Here is a 23,496-nt window from a genome sequence, read left to right as displayed (position 1 = left end):
TGTTGAGTAAAGGCTTGGATATCCCGGCTGAAAAAGCCTGGGTTGATGGCTAGCCGCCGATTTTTTGGATGAATTGCCGGAACCGTTCGCTACGCGGCTGGGTGAAGACCTGCTCGGATGGGCCTTCTTCTTCGATGCAGCCCTGGTGCAAGAAAACCGTGCGCGTTGATACATGGCGCGCGAAGCCCATTTCGTGGGTTACTACCAGCATGGTGCGGCCCTCTTCGGCCAGTGCGCGCATGACGCGCAACACTTCATCCACCAGCTCCGGGTCCAGTGCCGATGTGGGCTCGTCGAACAGCAGCACATCGGGACGCATGGCCAAGGCCCGGGCAATGGCCACTCGCTGCTGCTGACCACCTGACAGGGTGCTGGGGTAGGCATCGCGCTTGTGCGCCATGCCTACCTTGTTCAGCAGTGCTTCGGCCTCGGCAACGCATTCGGCGCGCGGGCGGCGTTGTACACGGATGGGTGCCTCAATGAGGTTTTCCAGCACCGTCATATGCGTCCAGAGGTTGAAGCCCTGGAACACCATGGCGGCACTACTGCGGATGCGTGAGAGCTGAGCGACATCGGCCACGCTGCGGCGGCCATCGCGGCGCTGCTTGAGTTGTACTTGCTCGCTGCCAATCTGGACCTCGCCGCTGTCCGGCATTTCAAGGAAGTTGATGCAGCGCAGTAGCGTGGATTTCCCGGACCCTGAGGCACCCAGAATGGCGATCACGTCGCCTTGCCGGGCGGTGAGTGAAATACCTTTGAGTACCTCTACGTCGCCGAAGCTTTTGCGGATATTGGTGAGTACGATTTTGTCCAAAGCGGGTGCCGTGAAGTGGGTAGATGGTTTCAACGCCTGCCTTGGCGCGTCAGGGATAACGCCGATTCGAGCATGTGTACCAAGTGCGTCAGGATGAAATTCAGCGCCAGGTAGATCAGGCCAGCGCACATGAAGACTTCCACCGAGCGGTAGGTTTGCGAGATCAGTTTTTGGGCCAGGCCGGTAACGTCCATCAGTGTGATGACCGAAGCCAGGGACGTGGCCTTGACCATCAGGATCAGCTCGTTTCCGTAAGCGGGCAGGGCGTTGCGCAGTGCGAGCGGGAACACAATGCGCCGCAGGCGCAGGCCTCGGCCCATGCCGCAGGCCGCTGCGGCCTCTAGCGCGCCGTGCGGGACCGACGCGATACCGCCCCGGATAATTTCGCTGCCATAGGCCGCCGTGTTCATGGCCAAGGCGATGACCGCGCACCAATAGGGCGAGCGGAATAGCCCCCACAAGCCCAGCGCCTGCAGCTCGGGCCGGAATTGGCCCAGACCGTAGTAGATGAGAAAAATCTGGATCAGCAGTGGTGTGCCGCGAAACACATACACATAAGCGCGCGCGCCGGCTTGTAGCGGCGCGGCACCACCGGTGCGCATGAGGGCCAGCGTCAGCGCCCCGGCAAAGCCTATCGCGGTAGAGGTCAGCGCCAGATTGATTGTCAACGGTAAGCCACCGAGCAAGGTCAGCAATGTTTCACCGAGGAACGTGAAATCCATTAGGTTCTCCGATAGGGGCGCATCGTGTGGGCTTCCGCAAGTGCGAAAAAGTGGCCGGAGACCGAGGTGATCAGCAGGTACAGCAGCAGGGCTGCTGCATAAAAGACAAAGGGCATGCGGGTCGAGCCGGCACCCAGCTGGGCCGCCCGTAGCAGCTCCACCAGTCCGATGACCGAAATCAGCGCAGACTCCTTCACCACCAACTGCCAGACATTGCCCAGCCCGGGCAATGCGTGCTTGAGCACGTGGGGTGCGATGACGCTGCGAAACACCTGTGCGAGCGACATGCCGACAGCGTGGGCAGCTTCCATCTCGCCGTGGGGCACGGCTTGGTAGGCGCCACGGTAGACCTCGGCCTGGTAGGCGGCTGACACCATACCGAGGGCGAGTGCGCCTGTGGCAAAGGTCGGCATGCCAATGAATTCGCTGTATCCCACAAGCTTGCCTATTGCGGCAAGCGCATTGCTACCACCAAAGTAAAAGAGGTAGATCACCAGCAGGTCGGGCACCCCGCGCAATACCGTGGTGTACGCGCTGGAACATCTGCGCAGCCAAGGCCCACCGGCAACGCGTGCACAGGCCAAGGCCACGCCAAGAACTGCACCAATGCAAAGACCCATGACGGCAACAGCGACGGTCATTGCGGCTCCGAGGAGCAGCATCCGTCCCCAACCATCCCATGCAAAAATCAAACTGAGGGTGTTCACTGCACCGGTGCCCATCGCAGCTTGCTTAGTACAGCTTGGCCTTGAGCCACTTCTCGGCCAGCTTGTTGACCGTGCCATCGGCCTTGGCTGCAGTGATGGCTTCGTCGAACATGGCTTTCAGTGCTTTGTCATCTTTGCGCAGGCCGACTGCAATCCCCTTGCCAAATACATCACCTACGAAAGTCGGACCCGACAATTTGAAGTCTTTGTAGTCTGGCTTGTTCAGTAAAGCGGACAAGACGCTGCGTTGGGCGATGACGCCGTCCAGTCGGCCCGACTTCAAGTCCAGGTCATGCTGCTCGGTGGTCTTGTACTCGCGGACCTCGACCTGCCCTTTGAGGTACTTGTCGAGGAAGTTGGCGTTGGCCGTAGAGCCCTGCGTGCCTATGGTTTTGCCCTTGAGAGCGGCGGCAACCATGTCTAGTGCCTTTTTGGCGGCTGCGGGATCGCCCGCCAGATCTACCGTGGTGCCGGTGCCTGGCAGCGAGGCCAGGGCGCCTGTTTTTTCGACCATGAAACTGGCGGAAGTGGGGGCATAGGGTTCACTGAATGCGATGACACCCAACCGCTTGTCCGTGACGATCATCGAGGCCATGATGGCGTCGAACTTCTTCGCGTTGAGTGAAGGAATCAAGCCATCCCAGTCCTGCGCCACTATCGAGCACTTGATTTTCATGCGCGCACATAGATCCTTTGCCAAGTCGATTTCCAGGCCTTGCAAGGTGCCGCCGGGGCCAGTGAAGTTCCAGGGTTCATAAGCTCCCTCTGTGGCGATGGTGATGGATGTGGGCTTGTCTTGTGCCATAGCCCCGTTGGCCAATACAGACACCAGCATCAGGCTGGCTAATACGCATTTCAACATTTTCTACTCCTATCCAGTTGCAACTTTGGTGGGGTATCCATAATTGGATACAAAATAGTATCCAATGTCATCATGGAGTGCAAGTGGAGTTTTTACGGCCTGTTGCGGCCTTGGGCGAGACGCATAATCACAGCCAGTGGAGTAACAAAGCAATGAACAAGCCAGTGGATGGTGTGGAGCGGGTAACGCAATCGGCGCGTCAGCGGACCTATGACGAACTCAAGAATCTGATACTGACGGGGCGCCTGCGGCCGGCCGAGCGCTTGGCAGAAAGTCGTCTTGCCGAGCAGCTAGGCGTTAGCCGCACTCCGCTGCGTGAGGCCTTGATGAAACTGGAGAAAGAAGGTCTGGTGGTGGGGCAGCGCAATGTTGGTTACAGCGTGGCGGATGTGAACCTGGATTCGGTTGGGGACATGCTTGCTGTGCGTGGAGCCCTTGACGTCTTGGCCATTGAGACCGCTTGTGTTACGGCTACCGAGGAAGATTTTCAACGTGTACGTGACATCGTGACAGAGATGGATGCCTTGAAAACGCCTGCGGTGAACAGCCCTGCAGACGCAGCCAGGTATCTAGAGCTGGGCTTGTTAATCCATAAAGTCATCGTGCAGATGACCCGCAACGAAGCGTTGATTGCGATGACCAACCAGATCTACGAGAAACTCCAATTGGCGTTGCTGCTGGAGGTACTCTGGACCGATATAGACGACTCCGGTTTGGAGGAGCACAAGGCCATCGCCCAGGCTCTGTTTGCCAGAGATCCCGTGGCTGCGGCACAGGCGGCTCGCATGCATGTGCAGAGCAGTTTGAAAAATATGACCAAGGTGCGGGAGGTGCTCAAGTACCGCCGTGAAGCAAGAACGTATTGACCCACGGCCCAGCGAAGACTTCTGGCCTTACGAATCCGGTGGAAATTGAGAATTACTATCATCTTTCGATTTAACGCTCTGATAGGCCGCTATGACCACCCGTTCCGAACGCGATACCTTTGGCCCGATTGACGTACCGGCCGACAAACTGTGGGGCGCGCAGACGCAGCGCTCGCTGCAGAACTTCGATATCTCGGGCGAGCAACAGCCGCGCGAAATCATCCGCGCGCTGGCCCAGGTGAAGCGGGCCTCTGCGGCGGTGAATCACGCGCTGGGCCTGCAGGACGAGAAGAAAACCCAGGCCATCGTGGCCGCGGCTGACGAGGTGATTGCCGGCCAGCACCCGCACGAATTCCCGCTGGTGGTGTGGCAAACCGGCTCGGGTACGCAAACCAATATGAACGTCAACGAGGTGCTGGCGAACCGTGCCAGTGAGCTGCTAGGCGGCGAGCGTGGCGAGGGCCGGCTGGTGCACCCGAACGACGACGTGAACCGCAGCCAGTCCAGTAACGACGTGTTTCCCACCGCCATGCACGTGGCGGCGGTGGATGCATTGACCCACAAGCTGCTGCCCGCGATTGAAAAGCTGCGCGCCACGCTGGCCAAGAAGTCCGCCGACTTTGCTGACATCGTCAAAATTGGCCGCACCCATTTGCAGGACGCCACGCCGCTGACCCTGGGCCAGGAATTCTCGGGCTACGTGGCCCAGCTGGAACATGGCGCGCGCCATGTACAGGCCGCCTTGCCGCACCTGTGTGAACTGGCGCTGGGCGGCACGGCGGTGGGCACCGGGCTGAACGCGCCCAAGGGCTATGCCGAGCAGGCGGCGGCCGAGCTGGCGCGCCTGACCGGCCTGCCGTTTGTGACGGCGCCCAACAAGTTCGAAGCCTTGGCCAGCTGCGACGCGCTGGTGCACGCCCATGGCGCGTTGAAGACCCTGGCTGCCAGCCTGGTGAAGATCGCCAACGATGTACGCTGGCTGGCCAGCGGCCCGCGCAGCGGCATCGGCGAATTGAGCATCCCTGAGAACGAACCTGGCTCCAGCATCATGCCGGGCAAGGTCAACCCCACGCAGAGCGAGGCCGTGACCATGCTGGCGGCCCAGGTGTTTGGCAACGACGTGGCGATCAATTTCGGCGGTGCGTCGGGCAACTTCGAGCTGAACGTGTTCCGCCCGATGGTGGCGCACAACTTCTTGCAGAGCGTGCGCCTGCTGGCCGACGGCATGGTCAGCTTCAACGACCACTGTGCCGTGGGCATAGAGCCAAACCGCGAGCGCATCACCGCGCTGGTGAACAGCTCGCTGATGCTGGTGACAGCGCTGAACACCCACATTGGCTATGACAAGGCCGCCTTCATCGCCAAGAAGGCGCACAAGGAGGGCAGCAGCCTGCGCGAGGCGGCCGTGGCGTCCGGCCATGTGACGGGCGAGCAGTTCGACCAATGGGTGGTGCCCGGCAACATGGTTGGGCGCTGATCTGCGGCTGCGCTCTATGCTACTGAATTAATAGCTGCTCGCGCAGGTAAATCCTGCGCCAGAGGCCTAAAAGGCTTGTCGTTTGAAGATGGACTCAGGCGGAGATTTCCGCCGGGCGCGCACTCAGCAGCTGGACGGTATGGCTTGCAATCATCCATTCCTCGTCGGTGGGGATGACCCAGGCCGAGCGGGCGCTGCCAGCAGCAGAGATGCAGGGCTCGCCAGCGGCATTGGCCTGGTTGTCCAGGCTGAAGCCCAGCCAGGCCAGGCCGTCTACAACCCGGCGGCGTATCTCGGCCGCGTTCTCGCCTATGCCACCGGTGAAGACGATGCCATCCACGCCGCCCAGTGCGGCGGCCAGCGAGCCAATTTCGCGCAGGATGCGGTAGACGAACAGATCCACCGCTAGTTGTGCCCGGGGCGCGTCGCTGGCCAGCAGCACGCGCATGTCGCTGGAGATGCCCGACACACCCAGCAGGCCCGATTCCCTGTAGAGCATGGACTCCACCGCCGCGGCGTCCATGCCCTTGGTTTGCAGCAAGTAGAGCAGCACGCCCGGGTCCACGGCGCCGCAACGGGTGCCCATGGGCAGGCCGTCCAGCGCAGTGAAGCCCATGGTGCTGTCCACGCTGTGCCCGCCTTGCAGCGCACACAGGCTGGCGCCATTGCCCAGGTGCAGCGCAATGACCTTGCCCTGCGCAAGCTCTGGCGCTACCAGGGGCAGGCGCGAGGCAATATATTCATAGGACAGGCCATGGAAGCCGTAGCGGCGCACGCCGGACTCATGCAGGGCATAGGGCAGTGCGTACATTTGCGCGACTTCGGCATGGGCACGGTGGAATGCGGTGTCAAAGCAGGCGACTTGCGGCACGCCCGGTAGCGCCTCAAAGGCCAGGCGTATCGGCGACAGATTGTGCGGCTGGTGCAGCGGCGCCAGGGGCGACAGGGCTTGCAAATCTTCCAGCACGGCCCGCGTGACCCGCACGGGTTGCGCGTGCGTCAGGCCGCCGTGTACCACCCGGTGGCCGATGCCGCGTAGTTGGATGTCTGGCACCAGCCCGCGTACGAATTCGATCACGTGGTGCAGCGCGGCGTCATGGCCCAATGCCGCGTCAGGGGCCAGTACGCGTTCGCCCAGGATCTTGCCGCTGGGGCTTTTGGCGACGAAGTGCGGGGCCGTGCCCAGCCCTTCGACCAGGCCGCGCATCAGCAGCGTGAGCGCATTCCCGGCATGCCATTCATACAGTGAAAACTTCAGGCTGGAGGAGCCAGCGTTGGCTACCGCTATCAGATCGCTGTGGGTTGTGAGCGGCATGGGATGTGTGTGTCACTAAGGGGTGGGTGTATGGCGGTACGATGGTTGGCCCGCCCATGCTTGTGCGTTCCTTGTTTCCCATTTCAATTATGCCCATGCCTGATTCCGTCCCAACCACCATCGCCAGTTCCCATCCCCACTACGACAGGCTGATCGCCGCTGCCCGGCAGTGGCCACCGCTGCGGGTGGCCGTGGTGCATCCAGCCAACGATGTGTCTTTGCAGGCAGTGCTGGAGTCGACCCGGCTGGGTTTGATCACGCCGCTGCTGGTGGGGCCGCGCGCCAAGCTGGAGGCGATTGCGCAGCAGGCGCAGCTGGACCTGAGCGGCTTGTACATGGTGGACGCACCCCACAGCCATGCGGCGGCCGAATTGGCGGTGGCAATGGCTCTGCGTGGCGAGGTGGACGCGTTGATGAAGGGCAGTCTGCATACCGACGAGTTGATGGCAGCCGTCGTCAAGCATGAAGGGGGGCTGCGCACGTCCCGCCGCATCAGCCATTGTTTTGTGATGGACGTGCCCGGACATCCGCGGCCTCTGATCATTTCGGATGCGGCCATCAACATCGCGCCGGGTCTGGACGAGAAAGTGGACATCGTGCAAAACGCCATTGACCTGGCCCATGCACTGCATGTCTCGCCGGTGCGCGTGGCCGTGCTGTCGGCGATGGAAACGGTCAGCTCCAAAGTACCCTCCACCATCGACGCAGCGGCCCTGTGCAAGATGGCCGAGCGCGGCCAGATCACCGGTGCACAGCTGGACGGCCCCCTGGCCATGGACAACGCGATTGACATGGACGCCGCGCGCATCAAGGGCATTAGCTCGCCCGTGGCCGGCCAGGCCGACGTGTTGATCGTGCCGGACCTGGATGCCGGCAATATGCTGGCCAAAAGTCTGACCTTCCTGGCCGGGGCCTATGCCGCAGGCATTGTCCTGGGGGCCAAGGTGCCCATCATCCTGACCAGCCGGGCGGATTCTGAATCGGCCCGGCTGGCGTCCTGTGCGGTGGCTTCCATGCTGGTCCAGGCCGGGCGTGACGGCTTGATCAAGGCCGTGGGCTAGCCCCTGCCGCTGCGCCCACGCGGGCGCTTATTTCTGGATGTAGCGAAGAGCGATTCGACGCAGCTGTTGCGCAGCGGGGTGGTGGTGTTTCGCGCCATGCATTCGCCGTGCCGCTCCAGCCGCCTTCAACTTGCGGGCGTCTACCCGCACCTGCGGTGCAATTTCATTGCAGCCTATGGAAAACCATGATGTTTTGGGGTTATCGCGCCCCTTAACGCGGCATCTTCTGCGACGCATGTCGGCTGCGTAAAGTGCCCGTCATGTCATTGACTCGAAGCAAAGAAAACCACGCACCGGGCCATCCAGCCCAAGGTTTGCAAGAGTTTCAGAAGCGGCGCAGCACCCATGCGCTGTCTTCCATGACGACGAAGGCCGGCCAACCGCTGGCCTGCAGCCACCCACACGGGCACAAGAGCGGCTAGAGCCGGCACGTCGGACCCTGAAGAGACCACGTTCAATCACTTCATTAAAGAGACAAGCATGCACACACAATTCAAACGGCGCGCACTTGCGGCCTCCATTGCCGCGATATCGGTTACCGGCCTGATGACGGCCTGCGGCGGCGGCAGCAGCGCCGCGGCCAGTGGCGCAGGCCCCGGTGTCTATGACAGCCAGTTGGCTTTTGATACGACCAAGTACACGACGATCACGGTAACTCTCGACGGCGTGAGCACGCCGGTACGCTGGTACCGCGAGGTGTGCTACGTCGGCAAGCCCATGCAATTGGCGGCTACGCAGTCCGCCGGAGCGGTGGACAACCAGAGCTGCGGCTACCAGAACATGAACATCTTTGTGCGCGAGGTGGATGCGGCCAAGCAAGACAACGCTATCTTGCTGAACGTCAACAACGCCGGCTGGTTGGCCAGCTACCAAGGGGGCAAGGGCGGCTGGAATGGCACGGACCCCATCACCAACAGCAATTACGCCGGGGCCGACATCGTCAACGGAGGCACGTACCTCAGCAACAGCGATACCGACAAGAAGGGGGCTGCGCTGGCCCGTGGTTTCGTCTATATCAACATGGCCTCGCGCAGCCGCGGCGCGGTGGCCCCCGCTGGCGTCTACGACGACGGCATCTACCAGGGCAAGGCGCCAGCCGCCATCGTCGATGCCAAGGCCGCCGTGCGCTATTTGCGCCTGAATGACAGCCTCATGCCGGGCAGTGCCAGCCGCATCGTGGTGAACGGCACCAGCGGTGGTGGTGCGCAGAGCACGCAGCTTGGTGCCACGGGCGACGGCGAAGACTATTTGCCGTATCTGAAAGCTGCCGGTGCGGCCGGCATCGACACGAGCGGCAAGAGCTCCATCAGCGACAGTGTCTATGCCGTCGTGGCCTATTGCCCCATTCAGGACCTGGGCAGTGCCGACCTGGCTTACGAGTGGATGTTCAATGTGCTGGATACGCGTTCACTGGTGTCTGCGGACCAGAAGGTCGGGCTGATCGTGGATGCGAGCGGCAATGAACTCGTCCGTGCCTCGAATCCAGACCCGACGGGCAGCACCGCGCTGATGAATAAGTTCGCGACCTACCAAGCCGGCCTGGGCTTGAAGAATGATGATGGCACGGCGCTGACCACCGACAATATGCTGGCCGCCTTGCAGACCGAAATCAAGAAAGCGGCAAGCACGTACGTCAAGGCTGGCAAGACTTTCGTAGCCTACAACGCTTATGGCAGTGCTGCGGCCAATGGCGTGGCCGGCGGAAGCGGAACCCTGTACTACAAGAATGACTTCATCAACGTGGATTCGAGTGGTACGGTAACCAACTTCAATATGTCGAACTACCTGAAGTTCGTGGCCAAGCAATCCCGGCTCAAGGCCGTGCCGGCTTTTGACCAACTCGGTCAAACCGCCGCCCTCGCGACGACTGCTACGGCGGACACCACCCTGGCGGGAGCCACTATCTATGGCAACTACAGCGGAGGCGAGTCCAATTTGTTCGGCACCGCTACCCAGGTGTATTCCAACTTCACCGAGTACGCTTGGAACAACAACAACGGCGGGGACGCCATCAACGCCGCGCAAAGCGATGTGGGCTTGGCGAATACCGGCTACACCTGGGCTGCTAACCCGCAGCAGGCGTATCTGTTGAACCAGTACAAGATGATCAACGCTCTGCCCTATGTCGGCAAAACCGCCGGCATCACGACGCACTGGCGCATCCGCGTTGGCGCGCGAGACCGCGACACATCTTTCACCGTGGCTTACAACCTCAGCCGCGCGCTGAAGGCGGACTCCAGGGTCAAGGATGTTGATTACGCACTCTTCTGGGACCAGGGGCACGCCGGCAACTACGACGTGCAAGACGCCTTCAGCTGGATCGACCAGCGCTTGGCCGCTGGGAATTAAGACTGGATCTTCAGCATCGCCATGCAACGGCGCAATGGTTGGGCCTGACCAGGCCCGCCGGGCTCAGGCCTTTACGTAGCGCAGCACCATTTCCACCACATTGGCGCAGCGCTGGCGCATGGCGTCCGGGCTGTCCAGTGTGTGCTGGAAGATCAGTGCAAAAGTGTGGCTGTTGGCCACGTTGAAAAAGCTCAGACCGCTGATCGACATGTGCAGGTCCACCGGGTCCAGGCCACTGCGGAATACGCCGGCCGCCACACCGCGCTGGTAAACGGCGGTGATGGCTTCGATGGCGGGTTCGTTGCGCTGCTGGATGCTGGTGCTTTGCGCCAGGAACTCGCCGCGCTGCATGTTTTCGCTCATCACCAGGCGTACGAACGCGGGGTTGGCGTAGTGGTAGTCCACCGTGAAGGCCACCAGGGTGCGCAGGGCTAATTCGGGCTCCAGGTCTTCCAGGTGCAGCTCGGACTCTATTTGCCGGATGCGGCTGTAGGCGGCCTCCAGTACCGCGATGTACAGGCCTTCCTTGCTACCGAAGTAGTAGTAGATCATGCGCTTGCTGGTGTGCGTGGTGTCGGCGATCACGTCCACGCGGGCGCCGGCCAGGCCTTTTTCGGAGAACTCGCGGGTGGCGACCTCAATGATGTTTTCGCGCGTGCGGTCTGGGTTGTTGGTGCGCGACGGGGGGCGTGCATCCTTGGCCTTGCTGGGCGAATGTACGGGTTCGTTCATTCCCCCAGTATAGGAGGCAGCAGCTGCAGCAGGGCGGTGTTGAAGGCCTCGGCGCGTTCGTACTGCACCCAGTGCCCGGCCTGGTCTATCCACGCGAATTGCTGAAAGTGCGGCAGGGTTTGCAAGCTGGTTTGCAGCAAGTCCTGATGGCCTACGTACAGTGCATCCTCGCGGCCATAGATGGCCGACACGGGGCATGCCACGCGCAGCAGGTTTTGCTTCAGCACATCGGTGTTGGACAGCCGGCGCGCGGGCAGGCGGTCGCGCTGTACATTGGCCTTGTGCAGGGCCAGCGTGTCGGCGTCTATGGCCTCTGGCTGGTGCAGCATGAGTGCGGCCAGGTTGAAGCGGTGGATGGCGTCGCGCGCGTCCTCGGCCTGTAGATGCCGCCAGCCCTTGAGCTTGACGGTATTGCGCGGAACCAGGCCCAGGCCGACGGCGCCCACCACCACCAGGCGTGCCACCCGCGCAGGGTAGTCGGCGGCCAGAAAACTGCCCACCATGCCGCCGAATGAAAAGCCCACCACGTCCATCGGCTGCGCGCCCAGCAGCTGCTGCAGGCCGGCTTCCAGCGGTGCGGCGATCACGTCGGCGTCCATGCCGTCCGGGGGCAGGGCAGAGTCGCCAAAGCCGGGCAGGTCCGGCACCCAAACCTGGCGGCCCATATCTACCAATGCCTGCAGATTGCGCACCCAGTGCGTCCAGCTGCCGCTGCCGCCGTGCAAGAGCAGCAGCGGGCGTTGGCCGCTTTCGGCCGGCCCCCATTGGTGCCAGACGGTATGGCCGTCGCCGCAAGGGGTGAGGTGGCGGGTGGCGTGGCTGCGCAGCGAGGTGATGGCGGGTGTGGGCATGGGAGTTGGGGGATGCAGAGCGTGCGCAGTATATGGGTAAGTTCTGCTATACAAAAAGAAGCGGCTGGCGTAGATGCTATCTGCGCCAGCCGCTGTTTTGTACCTAAGTTTTGAAGGTCTCAGTTGCGCTGCTTCAGCCGCATGTCGTTGGGCAGCGGCGTGGAGCGGCGCAGCACGTCTTCGCTCAGCCACAGTGCGCTCTTACGGGCGCGGGCCGCCACCATGGGCAGGGGCATGTTGACGTAGTCGTCATTGAAGACTTCGAAGCTGTAGTCGCCTCGGTAGCCCAGCTTGTCGAGCCGCAGCACCAGGTCCACCAGCTGTTCGCTGTGCACGCCCTCGCCGGGGAACACGCGGAAGGTGCGGGCGGTGGTCATGCGTTCTTCAAAGGTGCGGGTCTCTTGCCACATGAAGTCGGCCAGCTGCACCAGGAAGATCTTGGAAGGGTCCAGGTAGTCGATCTCGTCCAGTGGCGTCTTGGCGGCGAGGATGTGGTACGAGTCTATGCCTATGCCCAGGTTGGGGCAGTCGGCGCGGCAGACCACGTCCCAGGCGGTGGTGAACTCGTTGATGGTGCGTCCCCAGGACAGGCCTTCGAATGCGATGCGTATGCCGTAGGGTACGGCCAGCATAGCCAGCTTGCGCAGGTCTTTGGCGATGTGGTCCAGATCCTGTGTGGCGTGGGCCGAGGTGGACGAGCAGGCCAGCAGCACCTTGCAGTCCAGCGCGGCGCACATCTGCAGCATGGCCTTGGCGATGTCGATCTTGTAGTCGTGCAGGTGGCCGCTCAGGCCCTCGAAGTCACGCAGCACCTGGAATCCGGTGCCGCGCAGGCCGCTGGCCTTGACCTCGGCCACCGCGGCTTCCATGCCGTCGGGGTGGCCGACGATGTCGTTGGCCTTCAGCATCACTTGCGTGAAGCCGGCATCCACCATGGCCTTGAGCTTGGCGCGCAAAGGCCCGGCCAGGGTAATGGTGTCCATGCCGAAGCCTTGGATGGCGTGGGCTTTCATGCTGCTTTCTCGCTGTGCACGAGTTCGAATACTACGGAACCCAGATAGGTCTTGGTGATGGCGCCACGGCTTTCGGTGTGGGCCGCCTGGGTTTCCACAAACTCCACGCCCAGCTTGCGCAGTGCGGCCACGGCGGCCAGTACATCCGGCACACCCAGGCCGATGCGCTGCAGGCGTTCGTCCACGTCGATCACGTTCACCTCAGGCTCGATCAGCTGCAGCATGAAGCTGCTGCCTTCGGACAGCGCGGGGCTGCGCAGCAGCTTGCCCTTGGGCATGATGCCGAAGCGTTGTTCGTCGGGGATCAGCTCCAGGCCGAACAGCGCGTTGTAGAACTCGATCCAGTCGTAGCTGCGCTCTGGGCCGATGTACTGCACCACGCCGAAGAAATGCAGGCCGGCGGTGGCTGCGGGGTGCTGGTCTACCGAAGGGATTGGGATGAAGTCCACGTCGTAGATGGAGAACTCGTTGTAGCGGTCCACAAAGTAGATGCGGCTGCCACCCGCGCCGTGGATGGCGGGGATGTTCAGCTCCATCACCTCGGCGTGGGTGGGTACCTCCCAGGCGCCGCGCTCCAGCACATAGTGGTAGGCGGCACGGGCATCGCGCACCCGCAGGGCCACCGCCGAGATAGTGGGCGATTCGCTGCCATGGCCGGCGCCCTGGGCATCACTGGGGTGGCCGTTGACCACGATGTTCAGCCCGCCCTGGCGGTACAGCTGGATCTCGCGCGAGCGGTGCCGCGCCACGGGCTTGAAGCCCATCATTTCCAGTACCTGGCCCAGGGCCTGGGGCTTGGGCGTGGAGTATTCGACGAACTCGATTCCGTCCAGCCCCAGGGGGTTGGCTGCGTCACTGAAAGAGGCCTGCAGCGGCTCGCGGCTGTCGTTGACGAGTAAGTCACTCATAGCTAGGTTGCTCCTGATTAAATAGCGGCTGGCGCAGGCGCTGCGTGCGCCCCACCCAAGAATAGTCGTTCAATGTTCGGATCGGCAAGCAATTCGGATGCCGGCTTTTGCAGCACCAGGCGGCCGGATTCGAGTGCGATGGCTTCGTCCGAAATTTTGAGCGCGCTTTTCACGTTTTGTTCCACCATCAGCACGGTTGTGCCCTGGTCGGCCAGCTTGCGCAGCAGCTTGAACACATCGCCCACCACCATGGGGCTCAGGCCGATGCTGGGCTCGTCAATCAGGATCACCTTGGGGCGCAGCAGCAGGGCGCGGCCGATCTCCAGCTGCTTCTGCTCGCCGCCCGACAGGGCCGAGGCCATGCTGTTCATGCGCTGCTTGACGCGGGGGAAGAACTCCAGCACCTCGGGGATGCGCGCGTGCGTCAGCTCCTTGCCGATGGTGATGCCACCCAGTTCCAGGTTTTGCCACACCGTCAGCTGGCCGAACAGGTTGCGGCCCTGCGGCACGAAGGCGATGCCCTTGGCCAGCAGTTCCTTTTGCGTCGCGCCGCCAATGCTTTCGCCATGCAGCTTGATCGTGCCCTGGCGGGGCTTGAGCAGGCCGAACAAGGTCTTCAGCACCGTGGACTTGCCGGCGCCATTGGGGCCCAGCAGCAGGGTGATGGAGCCGGTCTTGGCCTTGAAGCTCAGGTTGTTCAGGATCATAAAGTCCTTGTACCCGGCCACCACGTCGTCGAATTCAATGCAAATATCGCTCATTTTTATGCTCCGAGGTAGGCGTCCAGCACCTGCTTGTTGCCACGGATTTCCGCCGGTGTGCCGATGGCCATGACCTTGCCTTCGACCATCACCATGATGCGGTGGCACAGGTCCATCACAAAGTCCATGTTGTGTTCGATAACCACGAAGCTGCTTTTCTTGCCGCTGGCAGGGTTGCGGTTCAGGTCTTTCAGCAGCGTGGATATGCCACCCACCAGGCTGGGGTTCACGCCGGCGCAGGGTTCGTCCAGCAGCACCAGGTCGGGCTCGCTCATGAAGGCCATGGCGATGTCGACCAGCTTTTGCTGGCCGTAGCTGAGTTCGCCGGCCTTTTTGTCGGCTACGTGCTCGATGCGGAAGCGCTTGATCAAGGCATCGGCCTTGCCGCCCAGGCCCGAGTCACCGGGCGCGAACATTCGGCTGAACATGCTACCTTGGTGCTCTTGGGCGGCCACGATCAGGTTGTCGCGCACGCTCATCTTGCCAAACACCTGCAGCGTCTGGAAGGTGCGGCCCACGCCCTTGCGGTTCAGCTCCAGCGGGCCGCAATGGGTCACGTCTTCGCCGTTGAGTTCGATCTTGCCGGTGTCGGGCGTGATCTGGCCCAGCATGCTGTTGAACAGCGTGGTCTTGCCCGAACCATTGGGGCCGATGACGCCGAAGATTTCGCCGGGCTGGACTTCGAAGCTGACACCGCCCACGGCCTGGATGGCGCCGTAGGCCTTCTTCAGGTCGGTGACTTTTAACAGGGACTGGCTCATGGTTTGGCTCCTGCGGCAGCACGTGCGGCGCTGGCTTCTTTGGATTGTTTCTTGGCCTTCAGGCGGTCAGGCAGGCTCAGCAGCCCGTCGGGCAGCCAAACCATCAGCACGACCACGGCGGCGCCGAATAGCGGCAGGTACCAGTCGGACACGCCGGGCACGTCACGCAGCCACTCTGGCACGACCACGCCGACGGCGGCGCCAACGATGGGGCCGAGGAAGTAGCCGGGGCCGCCGACCACCACCATCAGGTACATCATGATCGATGCGCCTACGGCGAACGGGGCGGGTTCGATGAACTGCACCAGCGAGGCGAACAGTGCGCCTGCAATGCCTGCGTAGGCCGCGCCGATGGCGAAGGACAGCAGGGTGTAGCTGCGGATGTTGATGCCCAGGCTTTCCGCCCGGATCGGGTTGTCGCGCAGCGCGGTGAAGGCTTTGCCCCAAGGTGAGCGCAGCAGGCCCCACAGCAGCAGTGCCAGCACTACGGCAAAGGCCAGTACCAGGTAGTAGTAGTTCAGGTTGGCGTTGGCAAATGCGGGGCGGGCGATATCGTTGATACCGAAGGTGCCTCCGGTCAGCCATTCCTCGTTGCGCATCACCAGCCAGACGGCGGTGTTGAAGCCCAGGGTGGCAAACGCCAGGTAGATGGTCTGCACGCGCAATGCCGGGAAGCCCAGCACCAGGCCTACTGCAAAGCACAGCAGTGCCGCAGCCGGAATGCCCAGCCACCAGCTGAAGCCCGCCTTGAGCAGCAGAGCCATGGTGTAGGCGCCAATGCCGAAGAAGGCGGCGTGGCCCAGAGATTTCTGGCCGGCGTAACCCACGGTCAGGTTCAAGCCCATGGTGGCGACCACGAAGATCAGCCAGGTGGTCAGCAGGTAGATTCCGTAGTTTTTAAGAAATTGCGGCGTAACGCACAGAAATACTGCGGCGACTGCTATGGAAATGAGAGTGCTCTTTTTCATGATCAGACCTTGCGTTCTTCTTTTTTGCCCAGCAGGCCTTGGGGTTTGAACAGGATCACCACCATGAAAATCACCAGCGCCACGGCGTCCTTGTAGGCCGGCGAGATATAGGCGGCGGCCAGGTTTTCGCAGACGCCGACGATCAGCCCACCCAGCAGTGCACCGCGCGAGTTGTTGAAGCCACCGATGATGGCCGCGAAGAAGGCCTTGTTGCCCAGGCTTTCACCCATGTCGAACTTGGCGAGGTAGGTCGGCGTGATCAGCACGGCGGCGGCGCAGGCCAGGATGGCGTTGATGGCGAATGTGTAGAAGATCATGCGCGGCACATTGATGCCCAGCACGCTGGCGCTCTCGGTGTTCTGTGCCACGGCCTGCATGGCGCGGCCGGTGATGGTCTTATTCAGAAAGGCCTGGGTGCCGAACACCAGCAGCAGAGCTAGTACCAGGGTGCCTATGTCAGCCATGGTGATGGTGACGCCGGCGATGTTGAACAGCTTGTCGGCAAACAGGCTGGGGAAGGGGTGGGCTTCGGCGCTGTAGCCGGCACGCATGCCGTTGCGCATGGCAATCGACAAGCCGATGGTGGCCACCACGATGGGCATCATGCCGAACTTGAACAGCGGGTCCACGATGCCGCGTTTGAAGGCCCAGCCGAGGACGGCGGTGGCCAGTATGCAGGTGAGCAGAAAGCTGACCAGGAATGGCGCTCCCATGTTGATGAAGGCCAGCATCATGAAGGCGGGCAGCATGACGAACTCGCCCTGGGCGAAGTTGATGGTGCCGGCGGCTTGCCACAGCAGCGTGAAGCCGAGTGCGGCCAGCGCATAGATGCCTCCGGTGGCCAGGCCACTGAAGAAGAGTTGGAGGAAGTCGGTCACGGGAGGGGCTCCTGGAGGTGTTGTACGCACCCACGGTAGTGGGTGGGGCACTTTGTGATGCCCTCTCCCGCGCTGGGGAGAGGGTTGGCGCGGGTGTCTGCCGGGCGTTTACTTCTTGGTCTTGACGTTGACGTTGGAGGCGTTCAGCGGTGGCACGATGGCGATCACGTCTTGCTTGTTGTTCTTCACCTGGACGATGAAGCTTTCGCGGTCCAGGTCACCGTTCTGGTCGAGCTCCACGTTCATCAGCACGCCTGGGTATTTGTCGGTGGTGACCTTCAGGCCATGCAGCGCGGCAGCCACGGCCTTGCGGTCCAGCTTGCCGACCTTTTCAATCGCGGCCTTCAACACATACACGCCGCTATAGCCCTTCATGCCGTTGTGGTCCGACACATAGCCGTAGGCCTTTTCGAACTTGGCGCTGAAGGCGCGGATCGACGGGATGGGCGCATCCACGGTCAGGCCCACGTGGGCGATGGCGCCGTTGGCGGATTCACCTGCCAGGTCGATCACTTTTTGGCCGGTCAGGGTGGTTTCGCCGATGATGGGCTTGCTCCAGCCTTGCTTCTTCAGCTCGCGCAGGGCACGGGCGGATTCTTCTTCGTTGGTGTAGACGAACAGCGCATCTGGGTCGGCCTGCTTGGCTTTCAGCACGGGGGCGGTGAAGTCCACCTGGCCGCTGTCAGACGAGATTTCTGCAACGATCTTGGTGTCGGTGCCGGCCAGGGCTTTTTTGATGGAGTCCAGGCCGCCCTTGCCGAAGTCGTTGTTTACGTAGATCACCGCCAGGGTTTTGGCCTTGACGGTTTGGTTGATATAGCGCGCCACCTTGGGCATGGCGGTTTCTTGGGTGAAGCTGGTGCGGAAGACGTAGGGGTTGCCCTGCTTGGTGATGGAGGCCGCTTCACCACCGGTGAAGTTCGGCACCTCGGCCTTACGGCTTTCGGCCATGCTCACCATGATGGAGCCGGAGAACACCGGGCCAAAGATGGCGAACACATCGTTGTCGATGGCTTTTTGGGTCAGGCCCTTGGCCACGCCGGGGTTGCTTTGCGTGTCGGTGGTGATGGTTTCGAATTTCTTGCCCAGCACGCCGCCATCGGCATTGATTTCCTTGACGGCCAGCTCCACGCCGTTTTTGAAGTTGGTGCCTGCCGTTGCGCCGCCACCGGACAGCTCGACGATATTCGCCAGCTTGATGGTTGCTTGGGCGAATGCGCCGCCAGCGCTGGCTGCAATTGCGCAAGCTGCTATGACTTTAAGAGCGAATCGTTTTTGAACTTGGGATTGCATGCACTGTCTCCTGGAGTGAGGTTGGGGTAACGAGGTGGGTTGAAAGCTTACGGTAATTTAGCGGCGAATTTCATCCAGCAATTCGTTTGGGTAGATAAGTTCGCGCAAAAAATTTGCATCCTGGCGTACGTGCTGCGCTGCAGCATGAAAGCCGAAGAAGTCCAGATAGCGATGGGTTTGCTGGATCAGCATTTCAAAGCCGGGTTCGGCCACCAGGCCGCGGGCGCGCACGGCACGCACGGCCGGCGTGGGCTGGTTCTTCATCAGGATGTCCACCAGTGCCGCTTGCGGCCCTATGCGGCGCACATCGAAGGGCAGCGGGTCGCTGGCCTGCATGCCCAGCGGCGTGGCGTTGATCACCAGGTCGTAGCCCGCAGGGTCGTTGTTGGCCGCCGCCACCAAGGGCACCGGTGACATGGCCGCCATGCGCTGTGCGGCACTGGCTGCGCGGCCCGGAGCGGGGTCGAAAAAAGCAATTTTTGCCGGGGCCGAGGCTCCGGCCAGGGCGAGCGATGCGGCAATGGCCGCCGCCGCGCCACCCGCACCCAGAATCAGCACTCGGCTGGCCTGGTAGCGGATCTGGAAATAGTCCAGACTGGCTACAAAACCTTCACCGTCGAACAGCCCGCCTTCCAGCCGGCCATCTGCATTGCGGCGCACTGCGTTCACGGCACCGGCCATGGTGGCCAGGTCGCTGCAACTGTCCAGCCAGGACAGCATGGGCGTCTTGTGCGGAATGGTGACCCACACACCTTTGATGTTCGGTGCCTTGAAGGCGGAACTGACAAAACCCTGCAGGTCCGCCGGCGCAATGTGCACCGGCACCAGTACCGCGTTGATGCCCAGCAGGCTGAAGATGCGGTTGAAGGTGGTGGGCGCCTGCACCTGCTGCACCGGATCCCCGACGATGAAATACACATCGGTGTAGCCGTTGAGCGTCGGCATGACGGTGCGGATATCGGCGTTGGGCATGGTCAGATCGGGGTGGGCATGAATGGGGCGTTGATGGGGGTGGAATGTAGGGTAGCCACTGGGGCAGCGGAATTCTTGCAGGACTTAAATGCGCGATTAATGAACACATGAGTGCGATAATTAAACGTAACTAGGGTTAACACATGGCAACAGAAACTGACGCATCGACCCCGCTGGCCCGCCGCGACTGGATCGCCGGCCTGGACAAGGGGCTGGGCCTGATGGAGTCGTTTGACGACGCCCATCCGCGCATGACCGCCACCCAGGTAGGGCAGCGCTGCGGGCTGACACGTACTGCAGCGCGCCGCTATCTGCTGACGCTGTCGCATCTGGGTTATCTGGCGACCGATGGCAAGCTGTTCTGGCTGACGCCGCGGGTGCTGCGGCTGGGGCAAAGTTATTTGGAGTCGGCCCGCCTGCCGCGCATCGTGCAGCCGTTTTTGCAGCGCATCACGGCCGGCACCATGGAGGTGGCCTACCTCAGCGTGCTGGACGGCGACGACATCGTCTACATCGCCCGCAACGGCCCCACCCGGGCCATGAACACCGGCTATGTGCTGGGCGGCCGGGTGCAGGCCGAGGTCACCGCCGCCGGCATGCAGATGCTGGCTCTGCGCACGCCCGCGCAACTGGAGGAGTGGCTGGCCAGCCATGAGCTAAAGACCTACACCACCCACACCATCACCGACAAGGACAAGCTGCTGACCACCTTGGCGCAAATACGCCAGCAGGGCTGGGCCTTGTCGGAGCAGCAGCTGGAGCTGAAATACCGCGGCATCGCCGTGGCGCTGCGCGACCGCAACGGCGATGCCGTGGGCGCCCTCAGCGTCACCATGCCCATGGGCCATGAGTCGGGCGCGGATGCCGTGGCCCGGGTGCTGCCGGTGCTGCGCGAAACCGCCCAGGCCATGCGCAACCTGATTTGATGGTTTGCTATTGAATTGGTAGCTGCTTGCGCAGAAGATACCTGCGCTGAAGGCTATTTTGATGCTTGGTCCAGAACCTGGCCCAGGCGCTCCCAGCGCACGCCCTGGCTGTCCATGGAGAACCATACCTGCCGGGCTCGACCCAGAATGTCCTGCATGGGCACGGTTCCAAAGCTGCGGGAATCGGTGCTGGCCAGCCGGTTGTCGCCGAGCACGAAGACCTGGCCGTCGGGCACGGTAAGGTCGGCGTTGGTCTGCGGGCTATGTGGGGCACGGTTCAGGTCCGGGTTGGGCGTGGCGGGGGCGGGCAGGGCGGGGGGCGCCTGCCACTGCACTTGCCATTGGCGCGGGCCTATGGATTCGGTCACCGTGGTGCTGCCGGGCGCAGGTGGGTCACGCCGCAAGGCCTGGCCGTTGACCCAGATCTGCTGGCCGTCGATCTGGATGTGGTCGCCGGGCAGGCCGATCACGCGCTTGATGTAGCGCACGCTGCGGTCATTGGGGTAGGCAAATACGGCGATGTCGCCACGGTGCACGCCCTGCTGGCAGCCGGGGCAGTTGTAGCGCTTATCGGCCCAGATCAGGTCGCCTCTGCGCACGCTCGGCTCCATGCTGCCGGATGGAATGTAGAAGGGCTCCACCTGGTGCTGGCGCACGTACAGGCTGAGCAGGGGCAGGGCCAGTAAATCGCACAGCACGAACACCAGCGCATACACCCCGCTTTGCTGCCAGGCCAGGGCCGGGCCGCCGGGGTGGCGCCGCGCGCCGCGCCAGGCATCCCACACGCTGTAGGCCCACACGGCCAGGGTCAGGCCCAAGCCCAGCAGCAGCGTGGGCAGCATCAGCCTGCTTGGCAGGTAGAGCGCGACCAGCGCCACGCCGGGAATGCATAGCAGCGCAAATACCAGGAACTGCCAGATGCCACGGTTCAATGCGCCGTTGTAGAGCTGGCCAAAGCCGGGTAACACCAGCGAGGCCAGAGCCGCCACCAGTGGGCGGCGTGGGGTGATGGAGATAGAGGGCATGGGGGCTCCTTCAAACAGTTCTACAAGGCTGCGGCACTGAGCCACAGGCCAAAGACAAAGCCGCCGGCCTGGCTCAGACCCAGCACACCACCGCCCAGCAGGCCGGTAGCAGCCAGCAGCCAGCGCAGGCGCGACCACGGCGTGGGCTGCTTGTACTGCTTTGGTGGTGCCACAGGCATGGTCTGGCGCGGCAGTTGCCGCAGCACGCGCTGTGCAAAGTCGGGCGGTGGCTGCAGCAATTCGCGCTGCAGCAGGGTGTCCAGATCGGTATCAGTCATGGGATCGGTCCTGGGATGAGTCATGGGGCTTCTCCGTGTCAGTGGCCAGCAAGACGCGCAGCCGTTGTTTGGCCCGGTGCAGGCGGGTCTTGATGGCGGCCAGGCTGTCGCCTTCTATGCGTGCCACGTCGGCCAGGGCCAGGTCCTGTACATACACCAGGGCCAGTGCGCTGCGGTCGGCCAGGGGCAGCTGGCGCAGTGCGGCCCGCAGGCGAGCGCTTTGCTGCAGCTGGTCCAGTGTGTGTTCGGGGTCGGGCTGGGGGCAGGCGATTTCGGGCAGGGCCTCGCCGCTGGCTTCTTGCCGGTGCGCCGCACTCTGCAGTGCGTTGCAGGCCAGGTTGCGGGCTATCGTGAACAACCAGGTATTGAACTGGGCGCGATCGGGCTGGTAGCGGGGCAGCTGCGTCCAGGCGCGCAAGAAGGTTTCTTGCGCCAGGTCTTCCGCCTGTGCCTGCTGGCAGCCCATGCGGCCCAGAAAGCCGAACAGCGGGCCTTGGTACATATCCACCAGTTCGGCAAAGGCCTGCGTATCGCCAGCGGCCATGCGTTGCAACAAAGCGGAGGGCAAGGGCAAGATTGCTGGCGCAGATTACTGCACGGCGTGGGCGATGCGGTCCAGGCGGGGCTGCCAGTGGTCCAGGATATTGGCCGACACCAGGATGTGGTGGGCCCGGCCGATCAGCAGCTTGCGCGGCACCGGGCCGATGTAGCGCGAGTCGGCGCTGTTGTCGCGGTTGTCACCCAGCATGAAGTACTGGTCGGGAGGCACGGTGACCGGACCGAAACTGCGCAGGGCGGGAGTTTGGGGCAGCAGTTGCAGCCTATGGGATACCCCGTTCAGGGCTTCGCTGGAGCGCAGCGGGTCGTAGTTGGCTGCCACACCGTTGATGTAGAGCACCTCGTCGCGCATCTCCACCACGTCGCCGGGCAGGCCGACGATGCGTTTGATCAGACGCACGCCGTCCGTCGGTGAGCTGAAGGTCACTACGTCGAAGCGCTGCGGTTGGCCGGTAGGGGCCAGGCTGATATCGCTCAGCGGCAGCTTTAGGTCGTAGGCCAGGCGGTTGACCAGCACCACATCGCCTTCCAGCAAGGTAGGGCGCATGGAGCCCGAGGGAATGGGGTTCCAGTCGGCCATGACGGTGCGGAACAGGCCCAGGCACAGTACAAATGCCAGGAAGCCACGGTTGTTCAGGAGCCAGCGTTTCATAGTTGCCTTCGTGTTGTGTGGCTCTTATACCGGCCAGGCCGGAAAAGGTTACACCAAGGGATGCTCTGCATAACTTCCTGCGGTCTGTGGCGGCATGGACTCGGGTGGTCTAGGATGTTGCTCTTCTTGCCCATCCCGATCCGCACCACCACATCCTTGCCAGAGTCATCATCCCTGGCACAAACAAAAAAAGCCGCATCGCTGCGGCTTTTGGTAATGGCCGTGGGCCGATTACTTCAGGTGCTTGCCGATCAGGCCAGCCATTTCGAACATCGTGACTTCGTCCTTGCCGAACACAGCCTTGAGCTTGGCGTCGGACTTGATGTTGCGCTTGTTGGCTTCGTTTTGCAGTTTGTGCTTCTTGATGTAGACCCACAGTTGCTTGACCACTTCGGTACGTGGCAGCGGTGCTGCACCGACCACGGCAGCCAGAGCTGCGCTGGGGGTCAGGGCCTTCATGAAAGCGGCGTTGACGGCGCGCTTAGGAGCGGCTGCAGCTGCCTTCTTGGCAGGCGCTGCCTTGGCGGCTACTTTTGCCGGAGCGGCTTTGGCTGCTGGTGCAGCTTTCTTTGCAGGAGCGGCGGCTTTAGCCGGGGTTTTTTTCGCAGTTGCCATGACGGACGGTCCTTCTTGGAGTTGAATATTCACCAGCGAAAAACAGCTTCTCCACCGGTAGGCCGAGATGCTACTGGAGAAAAAACGGGTTTCCTAGGTGGAGCGCATATTTTTAGCTCTGAAGACCCGTGT

Annotated in this window: 26 protein-coding genes; 6 read left to right on the top strand and 20 right to left on the bottom strand. The window is 62.4% G+C overall.

The window, feature by feature from the left end:
• Window positions 1-49: 49 nt before the first annotated feature.
• Genes AC07VY_RS09870 through AC07VY_RS09855 form a run of 4 tightly spaced genes read right to left on the bottom strand, consistent with a single transcriptional unit; the run spans window position 50 to window position 3,105 of the window.
• Window positions 50-814 (bottom strand): ABC transporter ATP-binding protein, encoded by a 765-nt coding sequence (locus tag AC07VY_RS09870; RefSeq protein ID WP_495097276.1) that lies wholly within the window; start codon window positions 812-814, stop codon window positions 50-52.
• Window positions 815-843: 29 nt separating this feature from the next.
• Entirely contained in the window at window positions 844-1,536 is a 693-nt protein-coding gene (locus tag AC07VY_RS09865; RefSeq protein WP_495097275.1) for an ABC transporter permease, read from the bottom strand.
• On the bottom strand, window positions 1,536-2,258 hold the full coding sequence (locus AC07VY_RS09860) for an ABC transporter permease (protein ID WP_495076685.1): 723 nt from the start codon (window positions 2,256-2,258) through the stop codon (window positions 1,536-1,538). Before AC07VY_RS09860 ends, AC07VY_RS09865 begins: the two co-directional genes overlap by 1 nt.
• Window positions 2,259-2,268: 10 nt before the next feature.
• Window positions 2,269-3,105, bottom strand: a complete 837-nt coding sequence (locus AC07VY_RS09855) for a lysine/arginine/ornithine ABC transporter substrate-binding protein (protein ID WP_495076684.1) — start codon at window positions 3,103-3,105, stop codon at window positions 2,269-2,271.
• Between the two features lie 83 nt (window positions 3,106-3,188).
• Between AC07VY_RS09855 and AC07VY_RS09850 the strand changes: the two genes are divergently transcribed.
• Both AC07VY_RS09850 and fumC read left to right on the top strand, forming a co-directional pair.
• The gene (locus tag AC07VY_RS09850; RefSeq protein ID WP_495111314.1) at window positions 3,189-3,971 is read left to right on the top strand and encodes a GntR family transcriptional regulator; all 783 of its coding nucleotides are present in this window, start codon (window positions 3,189-3,191) and stop codon (window positions 3,969-3,971) included.
• A gap of 91 nt (window positions 3,972-4,062) precedes the next feature.
• A complete protein-coding gene (fumC, locus tag AC07VY_RS09845; RefSeq protein WP_495097273.1) occupies window positions 4,063-5,448 on the top strand; it encodes a class II fumarate hydratase in 1,386 nt (461 codons plus the stop codon).
• 94 nt (window positions 5,449-5,542) lie between these two features.
• Here fumC and AC07VY_RS09840 read toward each other — a convergent pair whose 3' ends face one another.
• Window positions 5,543-6,763 carry an acetate/propionate family kinase gene (locus AC07VY_RS09840; RefSeq protein WP_495097272.1) on the bottom strand — a complete coding sequence of 407 codons (1,221 nt, stop codon included), beginning with the start codon at window positions 6,761-6,763 and terminating at the stop codon, window positions 5,543-5,545.
• Window positions 6,764-6,858: 95 nt separating this feature from the next.
• Between AC07VY_RS09840 and AC07VY_RS09835 the strand changes: the two genes are divergently transcribed.
• From AC07VY_RS09835 to AC07VY_RS09825, 3 genes are all read left to right on the top strand, one after another.
• Entirely contained in the window at window positions 6,859-7,824 is a 966-nt protein-coding gene (locus AC07VY_RS09835; RefSeq protein ID WP_495097271.1) for a bifunctional enoyl-CoA hydratase/phosphate acetyltransferase, read from the top strand.
• A 260-nt stretch (window positions 7,825-8,084) separates the two neighbouring features.
• Window positions 8,085-8,246, top strand: a complete 162-nt coding sequence (locus tag AC07VY_RS09830; RefSeq protein ID WP_495097270.1) for a hypothetical protein — start codon at window positions 8,085-8,087, stop codon at window positions 8,244-8,246.
• 58 nt (window positions 8,247-8,304) lie between these two features.
• Window positions 8,305-10,173: a subtype B tannase gene (locus AC07VY_RS09825; RefSeq protein WP_495097269.1), complete on the top strand. Its 1,869-nt coding sequence runs from the start codon at window positions 8,305-8,307 to the stop codon at window positions 10,171-10,173.
• A 63-nt stretch (window positions 10,174-10,236) separates the two neighbouring features.
• On the opposite strand, the gene AC07VY_RS09820 is transcribed toward AC07VY_RS09825, so the two are convergent.
• The 10 genes from AC07VY_RS09820 to AC07VY_RS09775 all read right to left on the bottom strand — a co-directional run bounded on the left by AC07VY_RS09820 (window position 10,237) and on the right by AC07VY_RS09775 (window position 19,310).
• Window positions 10,237-10,905, bottom strand: coding sequence for a TetR/AcrR family transcriptional regulator (locus AC07VY_RS09820; RefSeq protein WP_495097268.1), 669 nt, complete (start codon window positions 10,903-10,905; stop codon window positions 10,237-10,239).
• Window positions 10,902-11,756 carry an alpha/beta fold hydrolase gene (locus AC07VY_RS09815; RefSeq protein WP_495097267.1) on the bottom strand — a complete coding sequence of 285 codons (855 nt, stop codon included), beginning with the start codon at window positions 11,754-11,756 and terminating at the stop codon, window positions 10,902-10,904. The genes AC07VY_RS09820 and AC07VY_RS09815 overlap by 4 nt, the downstream gene beginning before the upstream one ends.
• A 119-nt stretch (window positions 11,757-11,875) precedes the next feature.
• A complete protein-coding gene (locus AC07VY_RS09810; RefSeq protein WP_495076677.1) occupies window positions 11,876-12,769 on the bottom strand; it encodes a sugar phosphate isomerase/epimerase family protein in 894 nt (297 codons plus the stop codon).
• The gene (locus tag AC07VY_RS09805; RefSeq protein ID WP_495097266.1) at window positions 12,766-13,677 is read right to left on the bottom strand and encodes a VOC family protein; all 912 of its coding nucleotides are present in this window, start codon (window positions 13,675-13,677) and stop codon (window positions 12,766-12,768) included. Before AC07VY_RS09805 ends, AC07VY_RS09810 begins: the two co-directional genes overlap by 4 nt.
• 17 nt (window positions 13,678-13,694) lie before the next feature.
• Complete coding sequence (locus AC07VY_RS09800) at window positions 13,695-14,438, bottom strand: ABC transporter ATP-binding protein (RefSeq protein WP_490590131.1); 744 nt, start codon at window positions 14,436-14,438, stop codon at window positions 13,695-13,697.
• 2 nt (window positions 14,439-14,440) lie between these two features.
• Window positions 14,441-15,199, bottom strand: a complete 759-nt coding sequence (locus tag AC07VY_RS09795; RefSeq protein ID WP_495097265.1) for an ABC transporter ATP-binding protein — start codon at window positions 15,197-15,199, stop codon at window positions 14,441-14,443.
• Complete coding sequence (locus tag AC07VY_RS09790) at window positions 15,196-16,167, bottom strand: branched-chain amino acid ABC transporter permease (protein ID WP_495076674.1); 972 nt, start codon at window positions 16,165-16,167, stop codon at window positions 15,196-15,198. Before AC07VY_RS09790 ends, AC07VY_RS09795 begins: the two co-directional genes overlap by 4 nt.
• Window positions 16,168-16,169: 2 nt before the next feature.
• Window positions 16,170-17,045, bottom strand: a complete 876-nt coding sequence (locus tag AC07VY_RS09785) for a branched-chain amino acid ABC transporter permease (protein ID WP_495097264.1) — start codon at window positions 17,043-17,045, stop codon at window positions 16,170-16,172.
• A 108-nt stretch (window positions 17,046-17,153) separates the two neighbouring features.
• Window positions 17,154-18,338, bottom strand: coding sequence for an ABC transporter substrate-binding protein (locus AC07VY_RS09780; protein ID WP_495097263.1), 1,185 nt, complete (start codon window positions 18,336-18,338; stop codon window positions 17,154-17,156).
• A 57-nt stretch (window positions 18,339-18,395) separates the two neighbouring features.
• Window positions 18,396-19,310 carry a shikimate dehydrogenase family protein gene (locus AC07VY_RS09775; protein WP_495097262.1) on the bottom strand — a complete coding sequence of 305 codons (915 nt, stop codon included), beginning with the start codon at window positions 19,308-19,310 and terminating at the stop codon, window positions 18,396-18,398.
• A 143-nt stretch (window positions 19,311-19,453) separates the two neighbouring features.
• Here AC07VY_RS09775 and AC07VY_RS09770 point away from each other — a divergent pair, with 143 nt between their 5' ends.
• Window positions 19,454-20,236 carry an IclR family transcriptional regulator domain-containing protein gene (locus tag AC07VY_RS09770; protein WP_495097261.1) on the top strand — a complete coding sequence of 261 codons (783 nt, stop codon included), beginning with the start codon at window positions 19,454-19,456 and terminating at the stop codon, window positions 20,234-20,236.
• Between the two features lie 53 nt (window positions 20,237-20,289).
• On the opposite strand, the gene lepB (AC07VY_RS09765) is transcribed toward AC07VY_RS09770, so the two are convergent.
• From lepB (AC07VY_RS09765) to AC07VY_RS09745, 5 genes are all read right to left on the bottom strand, one after another.
• A complete protein-coding gene (gene lepB / locus AC07VY_RS09765; RefSeq protein WP_495097260.1) occupies window positions 20,290-21,261 on the bottom strand; it encodes a signal peptidase I in 972 nt (323 codons plus the stop codon).
• A 20-nt stretch (window positions 21,262-21,281) separates the two neighbouring features.
• Entirely contained in the window at window positions 21,282-21,539 is a 258-nt protein-coding gene (locus AC07VY_RS09760) for a hypothetical protein (protein ID WP_495097259.1), read from the bottom strand.
• Complete coding sequence (locus tag AC07VY_RS09755; RefSeq protein WP_495097258.1) at window positions 21,532-22,107, bottom strand: RNA polymerase sigma factor; 576 nt, start codon at window positions 22,105-22,107, stop codon at window positions 21,532-21,534. Before AC07VY_RS09755 ends, AC07VY_RS09760 begins: the two co-directional genes overlap by 8 nt.
• 21 nt (window positions 22,108-22,128) lie before the next feature.
• On the bottom strand, window positions 22,129-22,749 hold the full coding sequence (gene lepB, locus AC07VY_RS09750; protein WP_495097257.1) for a signal peptidase I: 621 nt from the start codon (window positions 22,747-22,749) through the stop codon (window positions 22,129-22,131).
• Between the two features lie 231 nt (window positions 22,750-22,980).
• Complete coding sequence (locus AC07VY_RS09745) at window positions 22,981-23,364, bottom strand: SWIB/MDM2 domain-containing protein (protein ID WP_495097256.1); 384 nt, start codon at window positions 23,362-23,364, stop codon at window positions 22,981-22,983.
• Between the last annotated feature and the right edge of the window lie 132 nt (window positions 23,365-23,496).

The organism is Rhodoferax sp. GW821-FHT02C08 (assembly GCF_059421805.1).
The sequence above is the reverse complement of the archived record's forward strand: the minus strand, read 5'-3'. Positions and strand labels throughout refer to the sequence as shown.

What these genes read in the sequence shown, in the direction of transcription:
- AC07VY_RS09865 (WP_495097275.1), bottom strand. Translation starts at nt 1,536, where the DNA reads ATGGATTTCACGTTCCTCGGTGAAACATTGCTGACCTTGCTCGGTGGC.
- AC07VY_RS09860 (WP_495076685.1), bottom strand. Translation starts at nt 2,258, where the DNA reads ATGGGCACCGGTGCAGTGAACACCCTCAGTTTGATTTTTGCATGGGAT.
- AC07VY_RS09855 (WP_495076684.1), bottom strand. Translation starts at nt 3,105, where the DNA reads ATGTTGAAATGCGTATTAGCCAGCCTGATGCTGGTGTCTGTATTGGCC.
- fumC (WP_495097273.1), top strand. Translation starts at nt 4,063, where the DNA reads ATGACCACCCGTTCCGAACGCGATACCTTTGGCCCGATTGACGTACCG.
- AC07VY_RS09840 (WP_495097272.1), bottom strand. Translation starts at nt 6,763, where the DNA reads ATGCCGCTCACAACCCACAGCGATCTGATAGCGGTAGCCAACGCTGGC.
- AC07VY_RS09835 (WP_495097271.1), top strand. Translation starts at nt 6,859, where the DNA reads ATGCCTGATTCCGTCCCAACCACCATCGCCAGTTCCCATCCCCACTAC.
- AC07VY_RS09830 (WP_495097270.1), top strand. Translation starts at nt 8,085, where the DNA reads ATGTCATTGACTCGAAGCAAAGAAAACCACGCACCGGGCCATCCAGCC.
- AC07VY_RS09825 (WP_495097269.1), top strand. Translation starts at nt 8,305, where the DNA reads ATGCACACACAATTCAAACGGCGCGCACTTGCGGCCTCCATTGCCGCG.
- AC07VY_RS09820 (WP_495097268.1), bottom strand. Translation starts at nt 10,905, where the DNA reads ATGAACGAACCCGTACATTCGCCCAGCAAGGCCAAGGATGCACGCCCC.
- AC07VY_RS09815 (WP_495097267.1), bottom strand. Translation starts at nt 11,756, where the DNA reads ATGCCCACACCCGCCATCACCTCGCTGCGCAGCCACGCCACCCGCCAC.
- AC07VY_RS09810 (WP_495076677.1), bottom strand. Translation starts at nt 12,769, where the DNA reads ATGAAAGCCCACGCCATCCAAGGCTTCGGCATGGACACCATTACCCTG.
- AC07VY_RS09805 (WP_495097266.1), bottom strand. Translation starts at nt 13,677, where the DNA reads ATGAGTGACTTACTCGTCAACGACAGCCGCGAGCCGCTGCAGGCCTCT.
- AC07VY_RS09800 (WP_490590131.1), bottom strand. Translation starts at nt 14,438, where the DNA reads ATGAGCGATATTTGCATTGAATTCGACGACGTGGTGGCCGGGTACAAG.
- AC07VY_RS09795 (WP_495097265.1), bottom strand. Translation starts at nt 15,199, where the DNA reads ATGAGCCAGTCCCTGTTAAAAGTCACCGACCTGAAGAAGGCCTACGGC.
- AC07VY_RS09790 (WP_495076674.1), bottom strand. Translation starts at nt 16,167, where the DNA reads ATGAAAAAGAGCACTCTCATTTCCATAGCAGTCGCCGCAGTATTTCTG.
- AC07VY_RS09780 (WP_495097263.1), bottom strand. Translation starts at nt 18,338, where the DNA reads ATGCAATCCCAAGTTCAAAAACGATTCGCTCTTAAAGTCATAGCAGCT.
- AC07VY_RS09775 (WP_495097262.1), bottom strand. Translation starts at nt 19,310, where the DNA reads ATGCCCAACGCCGATATCCGCACCGTCATGCCGACGCTCAACGGCTAC.
- AC07VY_RS09770 (WP_495097261.1), top strand. Translation starts at nt 19,454, where the DNA reads ATGGCAACAGAAACTGACGCATCGACCCCGCTGGCCCGCCGCGACTGG.
- lepB (WP_495097260.1), bottom strand. Translation starts at nt 21,261, where the DNA reads ATGCCCTCTATCTCCATCACCCCACGCCGCCCACTGGTGGCGGCTCTG.
- AC07VY_RS09760 (WP_495097259.1), bottom strand. Translation starts at nt 21,539, where the DNA reads ATGACTGATACCGATCTGGACACCCTGCTGCAGCGCGAATTGCTGCAG.
- lepB (WP_495097257.1), bottom strand. Translation starts at nt 22,749, where the DNA reads ATGAAACGCTGGCTCCTGAACAACCGTGGCTTCCTGGCATTTGTACTG.
- AC07VY_RS09745 (WP_495097256.1), bottom strand. Translation starts at nt 23,364, where the DNA reads ATGGCAACTGCGAAAAAAACCCCGGCTAAAGCCGCCGCTCCTGCAAAG.